10 protein-coding genes and 1 other RNA gene are annotated in these 15,534 nt (G+C 69.2%); 5 read left to right on the forward strand and 6 right to left on the reverse strand.

The window, feature by feature from the left end; all coding sequences use genetic code 11:
- Positions 1-148 precede the first annotated feature (148 nt).
- From D9R12_RS07310 to D9R12_RS07335, 6 genes are all read right to left on the reverse strand, one after another.
- Entirely contained in the window at positions 149-625 is a 477-nt protein-coding gene (locus D9R12_RS07310; protein ID WP_122229457.1) for an EVE domain-containing protein, read from the reverse strand.
- Positions 622-1,209, reverse strand: a complete 588-nt coding sequence (locus tag D9R12_RS07315; protein WP_122229459.1) for a 5-formyltetrahydrofolate cyclo-ligase — start codon at positions 1,207-1,209, stop codon at positions 622-624. The genes D9R12_RS07310 and D9R12_RS07315 overlap by 4 nt, the downstream gene beginning before the upstream one ends.
- A gap of 54 nt (positions 1,210-1,263) precedes the next feature.
- Positions 1,264-1,447: non-coding RNA, 6S RNA (ssrS, locus tag D9R12_RS07320), on the reverse strand.
- Positions 1,448-1,649: 202 nt separating this feature from the next.
- The gene (locus tag D9R12_RS07325; RefSeq protein WP_014161529.1) at positions 1,650-1,940 is read right to left on the reverse strand and encodes a cell division protein ZapA; all 291 of its coding nucleotides are present in this window, start codon (positions 1,938-1,940) and stop codon (positions 1,650-1,652) included.
- Positions 1,937-2,155: a TIGR02449 family protein gene (locus D9R12_RS07330; RefSeq protein WP_014161528.1), complete on the reverse strand. Its 219-nt coding sequence runs from the start codon at positions 2,153-2,155 to the stop codon at positions 1,937-1,939. Before D9R12_RS07330 ends, D9R12_RS07325 begins: the two co-directional genes overlap by 4 nt.
- A 69-nt stretch (positions 2,156-2,224) precedes the next feature.
- Positions 2,225-4,474 carry a putative bifunctional diguanylate cyclase/phosphodiesterase gene (locus D9R12_RS07335; RefSeq protein WP_122229461.1) on the reverse strand — a complete coding sequence of 750 codons (2,250 nt, stop codon included), beginning with the start codon at positions 4,472-4,474 and terminating at the stop codon, positions 2,225-2,227.
- 157 nt (positions 4,475-4,631) lie between these two features.
- On the opposite strand from D9R12_RS07335, the gene D9R12_RS07340 reads away from it, so the two are divergent.
- The 5 genes from D9R12_RS07340 to glgB all read left to right on the forward strand — a co-directional run bounded on the left by D9R12_RS07340 (position 4,632) and on the right by glgB (position 15,528).
- Positions 4,632-5,171 (forward strand): UPF0149 family protein, encoded by a 540-nt coding sequence (locus tag D9R12_RS07340; RefSeq protein ID WP_122229463.1) that lies wholly within the window; start codon positions 4,632-4,634, stop codon positions 5,169-5,171.
- A complete protein-coding gene (locus D9R12_RS07345; RefSeq protein ID WP_014161525.1) occupies positions 5,171-6,499 on the forward strand; it encodes an aminopeptidase P N-terminal domain-containing protein in 1,329 nt (442 codons plus the stop codon). The genes D9R12_RS07340 and D9R12_RS07345 overlap by 1 nt, the downstream gene beginning before the upstream one ends.
- A gap of 367 nt (positions 6,500-6,866) precedes the next feature.
- Positions 6,867-9,986, forward strand: coding sequence for an alpha-1,4-glucan--maltose-1-phosphate maltosyltransferase (locus D9R12_RS07350; protein WP_122229465.1), 3,120 nt, complete (start codon positions 6,867-6,869; stop codon positions 9,984-9,986).
- The gene (treS, locus tag D9R12_RS07355; protein ID WP_122229467.1) at positions 9,983-13,333 is read left to right on the forward strand and encodes a maltose alpha-D-glucosyltransferase; all 3,351 of its coding nucleotides are present in this window, start codon (positions 9,983-9,985) and stop codon (positions 13,331-13,333) included. The genes D9R12_RS07350 and treS overlap by 4 nt, the downstream gene beginning before the upstream one ends.
- Before the next feature lie 20 nt (positions 13,334-13,353).
- On the forward strand, positions 13,354-15,528 hold the full coding sequence (glgB, locus tag D9R12_RS07360) for a 1,4-alpha-glucan branching protein GlgB (RefSeq protein ID WP_210538940.1): 2,175 nt from the start codon (positions 13,354-13,356) through the stop codon (positions 15,526-15,528).
- Positions 15,529-15,534 lie beyond the last annotated feature (6 nt).

Consider the following 15,534-nt stretch of genomic DNA (forward strand, 5'->3'; position numbering starts at 1 on the left):
AGACGCGATACGAAGCCCTGCGCCAACGGGGCAAGTGCGCCAAGGTCGCCATCACCGCCTGCATGCGGGTACTGCTCACCCGCCTCAACGCCATGGCCAGAGACCAAACTGAATGGAGAATGACAGGCGCCTGAGAAGACAGTTGCTCCTACGGGGTCTCAAGCGACAGCAGCAGCTTCCATTGCGCCGCGCTCACCGGCAGCACCGACAGGCGCGTGCCCTTGCGGATCAGGGCGAAGTCCTCGCCCAGCTGCTCGGCATGCTGGCGGATGGTGTCCAGCGCGATGCCGCCAGCGAGCTTGCGCTCGAAGGCCACGTCCACCAGGAACCAGCGTGGCTGCTCGGGCGTGGCCTTGGGGTCGAAGTACTTGGAGGTCTTCTGGAACTGGGTCGGGTCCGGATACGGCGTGCTGGCCACCCGCGCGATGCCGTAGATGCCTGGGACCTGCGTGTTGGAGTGGTAGAACAGCACGCCATCGCCGACCTGCATGCCGTCCTTCATGAAGTTGCGTGCTTGGTAGTTGCGCACGCCGGTCCACGGCTCGGTGCCCACGCGCGCCAGGTCGTCGATGGAGAAGTCCTCCGGTTCGGACTTCATCAACCAGTAGCGGGTGCGCGTGCTCATCGAAGGTATGCCAGCAAGGTGTCCGATTCGGTGCAGATCGCATCGGGGCGCACGTCCCAGTCCTGGACGTCCAGGGCACTGGTGCGCTGGACCTCGAAGCCCACCCCCACCAGCCAGGGCGGCGCGGGCGCGGCGATGCGCAAAGCGAAGCTGCGATCGTACCAGCCGCCGCCCATGCCCAGCCTGTGTCCCTGATCATCGAAGCCCACCAGCGGCATCACCACCAGCGCCATCTGTTCCGGCGCCAGCGCCGAGGACGGCGCCACGTCGGGTTCGGGAATGCCGAAGCGGTTGGTGACCAGGCCATCGCCGGCGCGCCAGGGTGCAAAGCGCAGTTCCTCGCCATGCAGCACCGGCAGGCAGTACACCAGCCCGGCCGGCAGCCTGAGCTGGAAGGCGTGCAGGCCGATCTCGCCATCCATCGCCCAGTAGCCGGCCACGTGGCCGCTGGCGGGCAGGAACGGCAGGGCGAGCAGGCGTTGGGCCAGGGCCTCGGCCGCGGCGATGCGCTGGGCAGGCGGCAATGCGCGGCGGCGCTGGCGCAGGTCGCGGCGCAGGCCTGCGCGGGCGTCGTTTTCGCTCATGAAAAAAACAATGCCGCGTCCTGGTTCAGGGCGCGGCATTCTAGAAGATTCAAGACATCCTCCGCCAATGGCGATGCTTCGAAACGACCTTGAACCCGGGGTTCAAGTGGGACACCTTGGGGGCCATCGGGCTTCCCGCTGCGAGGCGGACTTGCGCTCCCGGCTTCCGTTGATGCCCCGTAGTCGTCATTAAGGGACAAGGCGAATGTTTTGACGCTGTCGCACACAGCAGAGGATGTGCGGCCAGTATAGCCCTGGCTCTTTTCTTGCCTAGCCCGTCTGTCGGCGCGGTTCAGTGCGCGGTGGTGAAAACGAGGATGGCGTGCACGGGTTCGCCGCCGTAGGAGCAACTGTCTGCTCGACGCATTCGGGGCCCCCTCTCCCCCGCGGGGGAGAGGGGGCAAAATCCCCGCGATGCGGCCGCTCCGACCGGGGGATCGCTAGCCCAGCCAGCCGTCGAGCCGGCGATGCAGATCGCCCAGCGTGCGCGCGAGCTCGCTGTCCTGCGCGGCCTGCTGGTCGCGCAGCTGCTGCAGCTCGTGGGCCAGGTTGAGCGCGGCCAGGACCGCGATGCGATCGGCCGAGGCCATGCGGTGCGCGCCGCGTACTGCGCGCATGCGGGTGTCCAGCAGCTTGGCGGCGGCCATCAGGCTGCCGCGTTCGCCCGGTTCCACGCCGATGGTGTATTCGCGGTCCAGAATGTGGACGTTGACCGGTTCACTGCTGCTCACGTGTGCTGCTCCAGCGACCGCAATCGGGTGATCATGGCTTCCACGCGCGAGCGGGCCAGTTCGTTCTTGGCCAGCAGCTGCGAGCGCTCGCTGGCCAGCTGTTCCTGCTGCACGCGCAGGCTGCGGTTCTCCTCGGACAGCCGTTGGCAGCGATCGCCCAGTTCCTGCAGGCGTGCGGCCAGGGCGCGTAGCTGTTCGATCGAGGACGGGTCCATGAGCGGCACGATAGGCACGCGCCCGGCGGCCGGTCAAGCGCGGCGCAGGGGCCGGCCGGGGGTGCCGGTTCAGGCCTTGGCCAGGGTGGCCGGCCGCGGGTCGAAGTCGCGGATGAAGGCCATGCACTGCGCAGGCTCCAGCGCACGCGAGACATGATGGCCCTGCACCTCCTCGCAGCCGCGCTGGCGCAGGAAGGCCAGCTGCGCGGAGGTCTCCACGCCTTCGGCGACCACCTTGAGGTCCAGCGACCGGGCCATGGCGATGATGGCGCTGGTGATGGCCTCGTCCTCGAGGTCGTGGTCGATGTCGCGGATGAATGCCTGGTCGATCTTCAGCGTGTTCAGCGGCAGCCGCTTGAGGTAGGCCAGCGAGGAATAGCCGGTGCCGAAGTCGTCGATCGCGATCGACACCCCCAGCGCGCGGCAGTCGCGCAGCACGCCGCTGGCATGGTCGGGGTTGGCCATCAGCACGCTTTCGGTCAGTTCCAGTTCCAGCAGCGAAGCGTCGATCCCGGTCTCGGCCAGCACCCGCGCGACCACGTCGGCCAGGTCGCCGCGCTGCAGCTGCAACGAGGAGACGTTGACCGCCACGTTCAGGTGATCCAGCCCGGCCGCGTGCCACTGGCGCAGCGTCTGGCAGGCCTGGCGCAGGGTCCAGATGCCGATATCCACGATCAGGCCGCTTTCCTCGGCCAGCGGGATGAACTGGGCGGGCGAGATCTCGCCCAGCTCGCGGCTGTCCCAGCGCAGCAGCGCCTCGGTGCCGGTGATCCGGTTGTTGGCCAGCGACAGGCGGGGCTGGTAGACCACGCGCAGTTCGTCGCGCTCCAGGGCCCGGCGCAGGGCGCTGGCCAGGATCGCGCGGTGGCGGGTCTTTTCGTCCATCGCTTCGGAATACACCGCCCAGGTGTGACGCCCGGCGGCCTTGGCCTGGTACATGGCCGTGTCGGCGTGCTTGAGCAGTTCGGTCGGGACCTGGGCATGGTCGGGATACAGGCTGATGCCGATCGAAGGCGATACCGCCAGTTCCAGCCGGTCGCCGAAGGACAGCGGCTGGGTGAAGGCCTGGATGATGCGTTCGGCCACCCGCTCGGCGTCGGCCGGCGAGGCGATGCCTTCGAGCACCACGGTGAATTCATCGCCGCTCAGCCGTGCCACGGTGTGCTGGGTGCCCACGGTCTGCTGCACGCGCGCGGCGGCCGCGCGCAGGATCCGGTCACCGGTGGCATGGCCCAGCGAGTCATTGATGTCCTTGAAGCGGTCCAGGTCTATGAACAGCACCGCCACGCGGCTGCGTTCGCGGCGCGCACGCACCACAGCGCGTGCCAGGCGCTCGAACAGCAGCGAGCGATTGGGCAGGCTGGTCAGGGTGTCGTAGTTGGCCAGGTAGCGCAGCTCCTGCTCGACGCGCTTGTGCTCGGTGATGTCGTTGAGCACCAGCACCACCATCAGCCGCTGCTCGCTGGCATCGGGCACCATATTGGCCTCGATCCGGCAGAGGATTTCCTCGCCGTCCTTGCGCACCTTCCAGGCTTCGCCCGACCAGCGGCCCTCGCGCTGCAGCTGGGCGCTCATGCCCGCGGCGCCGTCGCCGGGGTGCTGACGGCCGTCCAGCAGCGACAGCGGCTGGCCGGCCACTTCGGCGCCGTCGTAGCCGGTCATGCGGCTGAAGGAAGGGTTGACGGTGATGAAGCGGTATTCCGAATCCAGCACCGCCACCGCCTCGCTCATGCTGCGCATGACCTGGCTGGCCACGCGGTGCTCGTACTCGGCGTTGCGGCTGGCGGTGATGTCGCGCGCGGTGCCGGCCAGGCGCAGGGCGCGGCCGCTGGCGTCGGATTCGACCACCCGCCCGCGTGCGCGCACCCACGACCAGGTGCCGTCGCCGGCCATGTCCATGCGGTGTTCGGAGGTGAACTGGGGCGCATCGCCGCGCAGGTGGCTGCGCAGGCGCTGGACCACCAGCGGCAGGTCCTGCGGATGGATCGCCGGCATTTGCCCCACGCCAGTGAGCATGGTGATGGCGTTGCTCGACGGCGACTGCTCGTCGGCGCGCATCTGGTGCATGCGCCGGCCGATTAGGTCATAGTCCCAGAACACTTCGCCCGAGCCCCACAGCGCCAGTTTGAGGTGGTCGTCGGCTTCGCGCACCGGCGCGGCGCGCGGCAGGCGCCGGCGCAGCAGCGGCAGCCAGTGACGGCGCAAGGCGGCCACCACCACCCCGGCCAGGACCACGCCGGCCACGGCAATCAGCGCCAGGCGCATGCTGGGCGGTATTTGCACGGCGCCCAGCAGCAGGGACGGGGGGAACGTTGGCATGACTGTCGGAACGGCTCCGCCCCGTTCGCCAGCGTCGGGAATGCGCCCGAGTGTAGGCGTGCCAAGCGTCACCCAACAAGCGGTTGCACGGCTTTTTTCGTTCTACAATTTTGGCCATGCACCCTGATGCCTTTGACCGCCCGCAGGCCGCCTGGCGATGACCTTGCCGACTCCCGAAGACGTCGACCAGGCCGCGCGCGGCCTGGGCCTTGGCGCCACGCCTTTCGAACTCCATGGCGGCCTGTGTGGCTGGCTGGCCGGTGGCGGCGAGAATGTCACCGACTGGCCCGCGCGGGTGCTGGCCGATCGGGCGGCGGCCACCCCTGCCGCCGACAGCCCGCTGGAGCAGCTGCGCAGCGCCACTTCCGCGCAGCTGGAGGACCGTGGATTCGGCTTCGACCTGCTGCTGCCGCAGGGCGGTGCCGGCCTGGATGAGCGCGCCCAGGGCCTGTTCGACTGGTGCCGGGCGTTCCTGGGCGGCTTCGGTCTGGCCGCCGGCGCAAGCCCGCCGCTGTCCGAGGATGGCCAGGAAGCCCTGGCCGACCTGGCCAGGCTGGCCCAGGCCAGCCCGGAGCTGAGCGAGGGCGAGGAGGACGAAGACGCCCTGGCCGAGATCGAGGAATTCGTGCGCGTGGCCGTGCTGCTGCTGCATGGCGACTGCGTGCTGGGCCCCAGACACCGCAAGAGCCTGAACTGATGCGGGCGGCGAGCGGGATCAGCGCCGCCGAGTTCGCACGCCGGCGCAAGCAGCTCATGCGCATGGCCGGCGAGGACGCCATCCTGGTGTTGCGCGCCGCACCCGAGCGCGTGCGCAGTAACGACACGCACTACCCCTACCGGCAGGACTCGGATTTCTGGTACCTGAGCGGGTTCCCCGAGCCCGATGCGGTGCTGGTGCTGATCCCGGGCCGCCGCCATGGCGAGGCGATCCTGTTCAACCGCGATCGCGATCCGGCGCGCGAGGTCTACGACGGCCCGCGTGCAGGCCAGCAGGGCGCGGTGGACCACTACGGCATGGACGATGCCTATCCGATCGAGGACATGGACGAGATCCTGCCGGGAATGCTGGAAGGCCGCTCGCGGGTCTACTACCACTTCGGCCGCGATACCGAGTTCGACCTCAAGCTGATCGGCTGGGTGAACCAGGTCCGCGCGCAGGTGCGCAGCGGCGCGCAGGCGCCGCACGAGTTCCTGGAACTGGGCCATCTGCTGCACGAGCAGCGCCTGTTCAAGTCCAGGGACGAGCTCAAGCTGATGCAGCGCGCGGCCGACATCAGCGTCCAGGCGCATCTGGCCGCCATGCGTGGCGTGCGCGCCGGCATGCACGAATATCAGCTGCAGGCGTTGATGGAATGGGTGTTCCGCAGCCAGGATGCGTGGCCGGCCTACGGCAGCATCGTCGGTGCCGGCGCCAATGCGGTGACCCTGCACTACGTGGCCAACAATGCCCAGGCCCGGGCCGGCGAGCTGGTACTGATCGATGCCGGTGCCGAATACCGCAACTATGCCGCCGACATCACCCGCACCTTTCCGGTCGATGGCCGCTTCAGTCCGGCCCAGCGCGCGCTGCACGACCTGGTCGGCGCAGCGCAGGCTGCGGCCATGGCGCAGACGCGCCCGGGCCTGGCATACGAAGCCGGCCATGACGCCGCGGTGGAAACCCTGACCGAGGGCCTGCTGCGGCTGGGCCTGCTCAAGGGCAAGCTGGAGGCGCGGATCGCCGATGGCAGCTACAGGCGCTTCTATCGGCACAAGACCGGCCACTGGCTGGGCCTGGACGTGCACGATGTGGGCGACTACCGCATCGATGGCCAGTCGCGCCTGCTCGAGCCGGGCATGGTGTTCACCATCGAACCGGGCCTGTACATCGGCGCCGATGACACCAGCGTGGACGCCAGGTGGCGCGGCATCGGCATCCGCACCGAGGACAACGTGGTGATCACCGCCGAGGGCCATCGGGTGCTGACCGGGGCGCTGGCGCGCAGTGCCGACGAGATCGAAGCGGTGATGTCGGCAAACGGCTGAACGCGCAGGTTGCTGCCGATCACCTCGGCGGCGACGGTGGCTGTTGGGTGCGGGTGGCGGGCTGCGCAGATGCGGGAACCCTCATGTGGGCGCGCTGCATGGCCATCCGGCCCGCGCGTGGCGCTACATGTTCGCGCAGCGTCAATGCGGCCGACACGCGGTGTTCGCAGGCTTGGTGCTTGGGTAGTGGCCCAGAGCCATCGAGGCGGAGGCGCGTAATGAGTACAGTCAGGGCAGGAACGCTCCTGCATCCCCGGCTCCGGAATACCGGGAGCGATGGGCGCATGCACGGCCGTGGCCGCCAGTACGTGCGCGGCCGCAGCTCCCGCTGCCCGGCACGCGCCGCGGCAGGCCAGCAGTGAGCGCCATGCGGATCTGCCGGTTGCACCAGGACGGCGCCGGCCCACTGGACGGGCTGCAGGCGCGCTGCGCTGCGGCGCGCGAGGCCGGCTGCAACTACGTGTTGATCGCGCCGCCGTTCGCGCGCGACAGCGAGGATCGCCTGCTGGAGCCGCCCAGCGGCAGCGACGAGCAGGTCCAGCGCCTGCGTCAACAGGTGCAGGCCGCACAGCAGGCGGGGCTGAAGCTGTTGATCGACCTGCGCCTGGACGAAATCGGCGGCGCCAGCCCGGTGGCGCAGGACAATCCGCACTGGTTCCGCGCGCGCAGTTCAGCGGTGCCCGATCCGCGCATGCCGCGCGCCACCGGCGAGGTGGCCCAGGCGCGGTTTGCCTACGCGCAGGAAGGCGCGGCGCTGGTGCAATGGTGGGCCGGGCGCCTGCTTGAATGGGCCGCGCTGGGCGTGGCCGGCTTTCGCATCCTGCAGCCGCAGCAGGTGCCGGCACCGCGCTGGCGCGAGCTGATCGCGCGGGTGCATGCCCAGGCACCGGGCACGGTGTTCGCGGCCTGGACCCCGGGTGTGGGCCGTGAGGGGCTGCACGGGCTGGCCGGCGCTGGGTTTGATGCTGCGTTCTCCTCGCTGGCATGGTGGGACGGCCAGGCCAGCTGGTTCTTCGACGAGGATGCGGCGCTGCGTTCGCTGGCCCAGCGCGTGGTGGCGGTGGTCGATGCCGACGAGGGTGCCACCGCGCCGCGGCCCGGGCACTGGAGGCTGGCAGTGGCACTGGGCGATGCCTGGCTGGTCGGGGAACGACAGCTTGGTGGGGTGCCCGGCGGCCTGCGCCAGGCCGCCCCCGACCAGGCCGAGGCCGGCCTGCTGCGCATGCGGCCGCTGCTGCGCGAGGCCACCGGGCTGACCGCGCTGGCGATCGAGCCGGTGGCAGGTCCCGCCTCGCTGGTGTTGATCAACAGCAATGCCGATCACGTGGTGCCGGTTCCGGCCACCGACCTGTTGCGGCTGCTCGGTGATGCCGAGGCGCTGATCGACGAGGACGGGCAGCAGCTGCTGCCCGGCGCCGCGTTCGAGTCGCTGGACCCGGGCCAGGTGCGGACGTATCGGGCCGTGCCGGCGCGCCACGTGCTCACCGCGCCGCGGATGCGCGTGCGTGCGGCGAGCGCGGCCGCCTGGCCACGGGTGTGCATCGAGTCGGTGAGCCCGGCGGTGGACAACGGCCGCTTCCCGGTCAAGCGCACGGTGGGCGAGCGCGTCGGCGTGGAGGCCGACGCGTTCTGCGACGGCCACGACCGCATCGCGATGGCGGTGCTGTGGCGTGCGGCCGATACCCGCGACTGGTCCAGCGCGCCAATGCGGGCGCTGGGCAATGACCGCTGGCGGGCCGAGTTCCCGCTTGAGCGGATCGGCACCTACCAGTTCCGCATCGAGGCCTGGCGCGACGTGTTCGCCACCCTGCACGAGGACCTGGAAAAGAAGCGCGCCGCCGACACGGTGGTGCCGGTGGACGTACAGGAGGCGCTCGCCCTGATCGAGCGCGCGCAGGCGCGCAGCCAGGGCGAGCTGCGCGAACGGCTGCAGGCGCTGCTGGCGCGCATCGACGCGCACACCGACCCGCTGCAGCGACTGGCCGTGGTGCTGGAACCGGACACTGCGCAGGTGATGGCGCTGGCCGATGACAAGCCATTTCGGTCCGAGTATCCGGTGACCTTCCGGGTCGAGTCCGAGCGCCGCGCGGCGCATTTTGCCAGCTGGTACGAGCTGTTCCCGCGCTCGCAGAGCCCTGATCCGCAGCGCCATGGCACCTTCGACGACGTCGTTGGCCGGCTGCCGCACATCCGCGCGATGGGCTTTGACGTGCTGTACATGCCGCCGATCCACCCGATCGGGCACCGCAACCGCAAGGGCCGCAACAACGCGGTCGCTGCCACCGAGGGCGAGCCGGGCAGCCCGTATGCAATCGGTGGGCCCGAGGGCGGTCACACCACGGTCCACCCCGAGCTGGGCGGGCTGGAGGCGTTCCGCCGGCTGGTCCGTGCCGCCCGCGATCAGGGCCTGGAGGTGGCGCTGGACTTTGCGATCCAGTGCGCGCCCGACCACCCGTGGCTGCGCGAGCATCCGGACTGGTTCACCTGGCGCGCCGATGGTTCGATCCCCTACGCCGAGAACCCGCCGAAGAAGTACCAGGACATCGTCAACGTCGACTTCTACGCCAGCGGCGCGGTGCCCGACCTGTGGATCGCGCTGCGCGACGTGGTGCTGTTCTGGGTCGCCGAGGGGGTGAGCCTGTTCCGCGTGGACAATCCGCACACCAAGCCGTTCCCGTTCTGGGAGTGGATGATCGCCGAGGTGCGTGGACGTCGTCCGGACGTGGTGTTCCTGTCCGAGGCCTTCACCCGGCCGAAGATGATGTATCGCCTGGCCAAGTGCGGCTTTTCCCAGTCCTACACCTACTTCACCTGGCGCAACCACAAGGCCGAGCTGCAGGCCTATGTCGAGGAGCTCAACCAGGGTGTGCCGCGCGAGTGCTTCCGCCCGCACTTCTTCGTCAACACCCCGGACATCAATCCGCCGTTCCTGCAGACCGGCGGGCGCAACGGGCACCTGATCCGCGCCGCGCTGGCCACCACCCTGTCCGGGCTGTGGGGCATGTACCAGGGCTTCGAGCTGTGCGAGGCCACCGCGCTGCAGCCGGGCAAGGAGGAATACCTGGATTCGGACAAATACCAGCTGCGCAGCTGGCCCGAACGTGCACCGGGCGACATCGTCGACGAGATCACCCGGCTCAACCAGCTGCGCCGCCTGCACCCGGAGCTGCAGTCGCACCTGGGCACGCGCTTTTATCTGGCGCACAACGACCAGGTGCTGTACTTCGGCAAGCTGCTCGATGCCGGCTATCTGGCGCGCAGCCGCAGCATGGTGCTGGTGGCAATCAACCTGGACCCCCACGCGCCGCAGGAAGCGGACGTGGAGATCCCGCTGTGGGAGCTGGGCCTGCCCGACCACGCGACGGTGGCGGCAGAGGATTTGTGGGACGGGCACAGCTTCCACTGGCACGGAAAATTCCAGCGCATCCGGCTCGAGGCTGCGCGGCCCTTCGCGATATGGCGCATCCGCGCCGGAGACCAGGCATGAACGCGGTTCGCTCCCTTGCCCCCGAGGCGGAGACCTCCGCGCTCGTGGCCGATGCGCTCTGGTACAAGGACGCGATCATCTACCAGGTGCACGTCAAGTCGTTCTTCGACTCCAACGACGATGGCATCGGCGATTTTCCCGGGCTGATCTCCAAGCTGGACTACATCGCCGAACTGGGCGTGGACACGGTCTGGCTGCTGCCGTTCTATCCCAGCCCGCGTCGCGATGACGGCTACGACATTGCCGAGTACATGGCGGTGCATCCGGACTACGGCGGCATCGCCGACTTCCAGCGCTTCGTCGAGCAGGCGCACGCGCGCGGGATCCGCGTGGTCACCGAACTGGTGATCAACCACACCTCGGACCAGCATCCCTGGTTCCAGCGTGCGCGCAATGCGCCGGCGGGATCGCCGGAGCGCGCCTTCTACGTGTGGTCGGACACCGATCAGGAATACGCCGGCACCCGGATCATCTTCTGCGACACCGAGAAGTCCAACTGGACCTGGGATCCGGTCGCCGGGCAGTACTTCTGGCACCGTTTCTATTCGCACCAGCCGGACCTGAACTTCGACAACCCGGCAGTGCTGGAAGCAGTGCTGGAGGTGATGCGCTTCTGGCTGGACATGGGCGTGGACGGGCTGCGCCTGGACGCGGTGCCGTACCTGATCGAGCGCCCCGGCACCTCCAACGAGAACCTGCCTGAAACCCACGCGATCCTGCGTCGGATCCGTGCCACCGTGGACGCCGAATATCCCGACCGCATGCTGTTGGCCGAGGCCAACATGTGGCCGGAGGACACCCAGCAGTATTTCGGCGCCAATGGTGACGAATGCCACATGGCGTTCCACTTCCCGCTGATGCCGCGCATGTACATGGCCATCGCGCGCGAGGACCGCTTCCCGATCACCGACATCATGCGCCAGACGCCGGAAATCCCCGAGTCCTGCCAGTGGGCGATCTTCCTGCGCAACCACGACGAGCTGACCCTGGAGATGGTCACCGACTCCGAGCGTGACTACCTGTGGCAGACCTACGCCTCGGACCGTCGCGCGCGCATCAACCTGGGCATCCGCCGGCGCCTGGCACCGCTGCTGGAGCGTGACCGCCGCCGCATCGAACTGATGACCTCGCTGCTGCTGACCATGCCCGGCACCCCGGTGCTGTACTACGGCGATGAGATCGGGATGGGCGACAACATCCACCTGGGCGACCGCGACGGCGTGCGCACGCCGATGCAGTGGTCGATCGACCGCAACGGTGGCTTCTCGCGCGCCGACCCGGCGGCGCTGGTGCTGCCGCCGATCATGGATCCGCTGTACGGCTTCCAGGCGGTCAATGTCGAGGCGCAGATGCGCGACCAGCATTCGCTGCTGACCTGGACCCGGCGCGTCCTCAGCGTGCGCAAGCGCTACCACGCCTTCGGCCGCGGTTCGCTGCGATTCCTTTACCCAGGCAACCGCCGCATGCTGGCCTATTTGCGCTGTTACCAGGACGAGATCGTGCTGTGCCTGGCCAACCTGTCGCACACGCTGCAGGCGGTCGAGCTGGACCTGTCCGAATTCGAGGGTCGGGTGCCGGTGGACATCGTCGGCGGCGGCAGTTTTCCGCCGATCGGGCGGCTCACCTACCTGCTCACCGTGCCCGCGTTCGGCTTCTACGCGTTCCAACTGGTCAGCGAGGGCGCCATGCCCGACTGGCACGTGCCCAGCCCGGTGCCACTGCCGGACTACCGCACCCTGGTGCTGCGCAGTGGCGTGGACGAAAGCAGCGCGCTGCTGCCGCACCTGGCGACCCTGGAACGGGAGATCCTGCCGGCCTGGCTGGCTGCGCGACGCTGGTTCTCGGCCAAGGACCGGGCGGTCAAGCGGGTGCGGGTGTGGCGGCGCACGCCGTTGCCAGGCGATGAGCCGATCACCCTGCTGGAGCTGGATGTGGAGCTGGAGGACGGCCATCACGAGTGCTACATGCTGCCGGTGGGCATCGTCTGGGAGCGCGAGCAGCCCAGCACGCTGGCCGAGCAGCTGGCGCTGGCGCGGGTGCGGCAGGGCCGCGAGGTCGGCTACCTGACCGATGCATTCGCGCTCAAGGCAATGGTGCGCGGGATCATCGCGGCGCTGCGGCAGAACGCCGTGCTGGAGGTCCAGGGCGAGCAGGATGCCGCGTCGCAGGGGCAGATCCGCTTCGAGGCGACCGCGGCGCTGGCGGCGGTGGAGATCGCCGACGATCCGGAGGTGCGCTGGCTGTCGGCCGAGCAGAGCAACAGTTCGCTGGTGATCGCCGACAAGGCCGTGTTCAAGCTGCTGCGGCGCGCGGTCTCCGGGATCAATCCGGAAATCGAGATCGGCCGGCGCCTGACCGAGGCCGGCTACGCCAATGCCGCACCGCTGCTGGGCAGCGTCAGCCACGTTGATGCCCAAGGCAACGTCACCACGATCGCGCTGCTGCAAGGCTTCGTGCGCAACCAGGGCGATGCCTGGCGCTGGACCCTGGACCACCTGGCGCGCAGCTTCGATGAGTTCGCCACCGCCCCAAGCGACCAGGCCCGCGCCGAGAGCGTGGACGGTTATGGCACCTTCGCCGCTGTGGTCGGCAAGCGTCTGGCGGAGCTGCACGAGGTGCTGTCGGGCCCAACCGACGATCCCGACTTCGCGCCACAGCAGGTCGAGCCGGCCACCGCCAGGGCGGTGGCCCAGGCGGTGGCGCGGCAGGTGGAGGAGACGTGGGCGACGCTGTCGGCGCGGCTGCAAAGCAGCGAGGACGTCGCCGAGCGCACTGCGCTGGAGGCCCTGCTGACCGGGCGCGCGCAGCTGGATGCGCTGTTGGCGCATGCGCCCGAAGCGCTCATCGGCTCGCTGCTGACCCGCGTGCACGGCGACTTCCACCTGGGCCAGATCCTGGTGGCGTTCGATGACGTGGTGCTGATCGACTTCGAAGGCGAACCGGCCAAGCCGCTGGCCGAACGTCGCGCCAAGGCCAGTCCGCTGCGCGACGTGGCCGGTTTCCTGCGCTCGCTCGACTACGCCAGCGTGGTGGCCGCGCGCGGCGAGGAAGGCACCGCCGCGCGCTCGGGCGTGGGCGTGGATGCGCACCTGGAGGAGTTCCTGGCGCGGTTCCGTCGCCGTGCCACCGCCGCGTTCCTCGACGCCTACCGCAAGGTGCTCCAGGCCAGCGCACATCCGTGGATCGCGCCGGCGGCGCTGGACGCGGCGATCCTGCTGTTCCTGGTCGAGAAGGCCTGCTACGAGGTGCGCTACGAAGCGGCCAACCGGCCGACCTGGTTGCTGGTGCCCGTCCAGGGCCTGCTGCGCCTCTTGCAGGGTTCGGACACCGAAGCAGGGGATGGATGATGAACGAAGCGGTGAATGCGGTGACCAATCGATGGGATCCCGGCGCGGTACGTGCCCTGGTGGAGGCGCGCCACGGCGATCCGTTCGCCCTGCTCGGTCCGCACCCGATGGAAGGCGGGCGCCTGCTGCGCAGCTATCAGCCAGGCGCCAGCGCGGTGAGCGCGGTGCTCGAGGACGGGCGCGAGATCGCGCTGGAGCCAGGCCCGGAACCGGGCCTGTTCGCCGCGATGCTGCCGGCCACCGGTGGCTACCGGCTGCGCATCCACTGGCCCGGCGGGGTGCAGGAAACCGCGGACCCGTACGCTTTCGGGCCGCTGCTGAGCGACTTCGACCTGCACCTGATCGCCGAGGGCCATCACCTGCAGCTGGCCGATGCGCTGGGCGCAAATCCCATGGAAATCGACGGGGTGGGTGGCACCCGCTTCGCGGTATGGGCGCCCAACGCCGCGCGCGTGGCGGTGATCGGCGACTTCAACAGCTGGGATGCGCGCCGCCACCCGATGCGGCTGCGCCACCAGGCCGGGGTGTGGGAGATCTTCATCCCCGACGTTGCGCCGGGTGCGCGCTACAAGTACGCGCTGCGCGGGCCACATGGCCAGGAGTTGCCGGCCAAGGCCGATCCGGTGGCGCGCCAGGCCGAGCTGGCGCCTGGCACCGCCTCCATCGTCGCCGACCCGACGCCGTACAGGTGGAACGACGATGGCTGGATGACCATGCGCGCGCGGCGCCAGGCCACCGACGCGCCGATGAGCATCTACGAGGTCCACGCCGGCTCCTGGCTGCGCGAGGACGGCGTGCACCTGGACTGGGATGGGCTGGCCGAGCGGCTGATCCCGTACGTGGTCGACATGGGCTTTACCCACGTGGAGCTGCTGCCGATCGCCGAGCACCCGTTTGGCGGCTCCTGGGGCTACCAGCCACTGGGGCTGTTCGCGCCGACCGCACGCTTCGGTGCGCCGGAGGGTTTTGCCCGCTTCGTCGACCGCTGCCACCGCGAAGGCATCGGCGTCATCGTCGACTGGGTGCCGGCGCATTTCCCCACCGACGCACACGGGCTGGCGCACTTCGACGGCACCGCCCTGTACGAGCATGCCGACCCGCGCGAGGGCTTCCATCGCGACTGGAACACGCTGGTCTACAACCACGGCCGGCGCGAAGTGTCCGGCTTCCTGATCGCCAGCGCACTGGAACTGCTGCAGCGCTATCACGTCGATGGGCTGCGCGTGGATGCGGTGGCCTCGATGCTGTACCGCGACTACAGCCGCAATGCCGGCGAATGGGTGCCCAACATTCATGGCGGCCGGGAGAACTACGAGAGCATCGCCTTCCTGCGCCGGCTCAACCAGGTGGTGCGTGAGCACTCCGTTGGTGCGGTCACCCTCGCCGAGGAATCCACCGCCTGGCCGGGCGTCACCGCCGATGTGGCCCATGGCGGGCTGGGCTTCCACTACAAGTGGAACATGGGCTGGATGCACGACACCCTGCACTACATCGCGCTGGACCCGATCTATCGCCGCTACCACCACGGCGAACTGACCTTCAGCATGATCTATGCGTATTCGGAGCGCTTCGTGCTGCCGATCTCGCACGACGAGGTGGTGCACGGCAAGGGTTCGCTGCTCGGGCGCATGCCCGGCGATGAGTGGCAGCGCTTCGCCAACCTGCGCGCCTACCTGGGTTTCATGTTCACCCATCCGGGACGCAAGCTGCTGTTCATGGGCTGCGAGATCGGCCAGCCCAGCGAGTGGAACCATGACATCGGCATCCCCTGGCACCTGCTCGATGCGCCCGCGCACCGGGGCGTGCAGCGCCTGGTGCGCGACCTCAATCGGCTGTACACCGAATACCCGGCACTGCACGCGCACGACGACGATCCCTCCGGCTTTTCCTGGGTGATCGGCGATGCCGCCGCGCAGAGCGTGGTGGCGTACCTGCGCAAGGGCGGCGGCGATGATGCGCCGCTGCTGGTGCTGATCAATTTCACCCCGGTGGTGTACCGCGACTATCGCGTCGGCGTGCCGCGGGCCGGACTGTGGCGCGAACTGTTCAACAGCGATGCAGCGTGCTACGGCGGCTCCAACGTCGGCAATGGCGGCGCGGTGATGGCCGAGCCGCAGGCGCTGCATGGCCAATCGACGTCATTGCCGCTGGTGCTGCCACCGCTGGGGGTGCTGGTGCTGGCGCCCCAGGACTGACCCGGG

Source organism: Pseudoxanthomonas spadix, assembly GCF_003703395.1.
In the GTDB taxonomy this organism is placed as follows: domain Bacteria; phylum Pseudomonadota; class Gammaproteobacteria; order Xanthomonadales; family Xanthomonadaceae; genus Pseudoxanthomonas_A; species Pseudoxanthomonas_A spadix.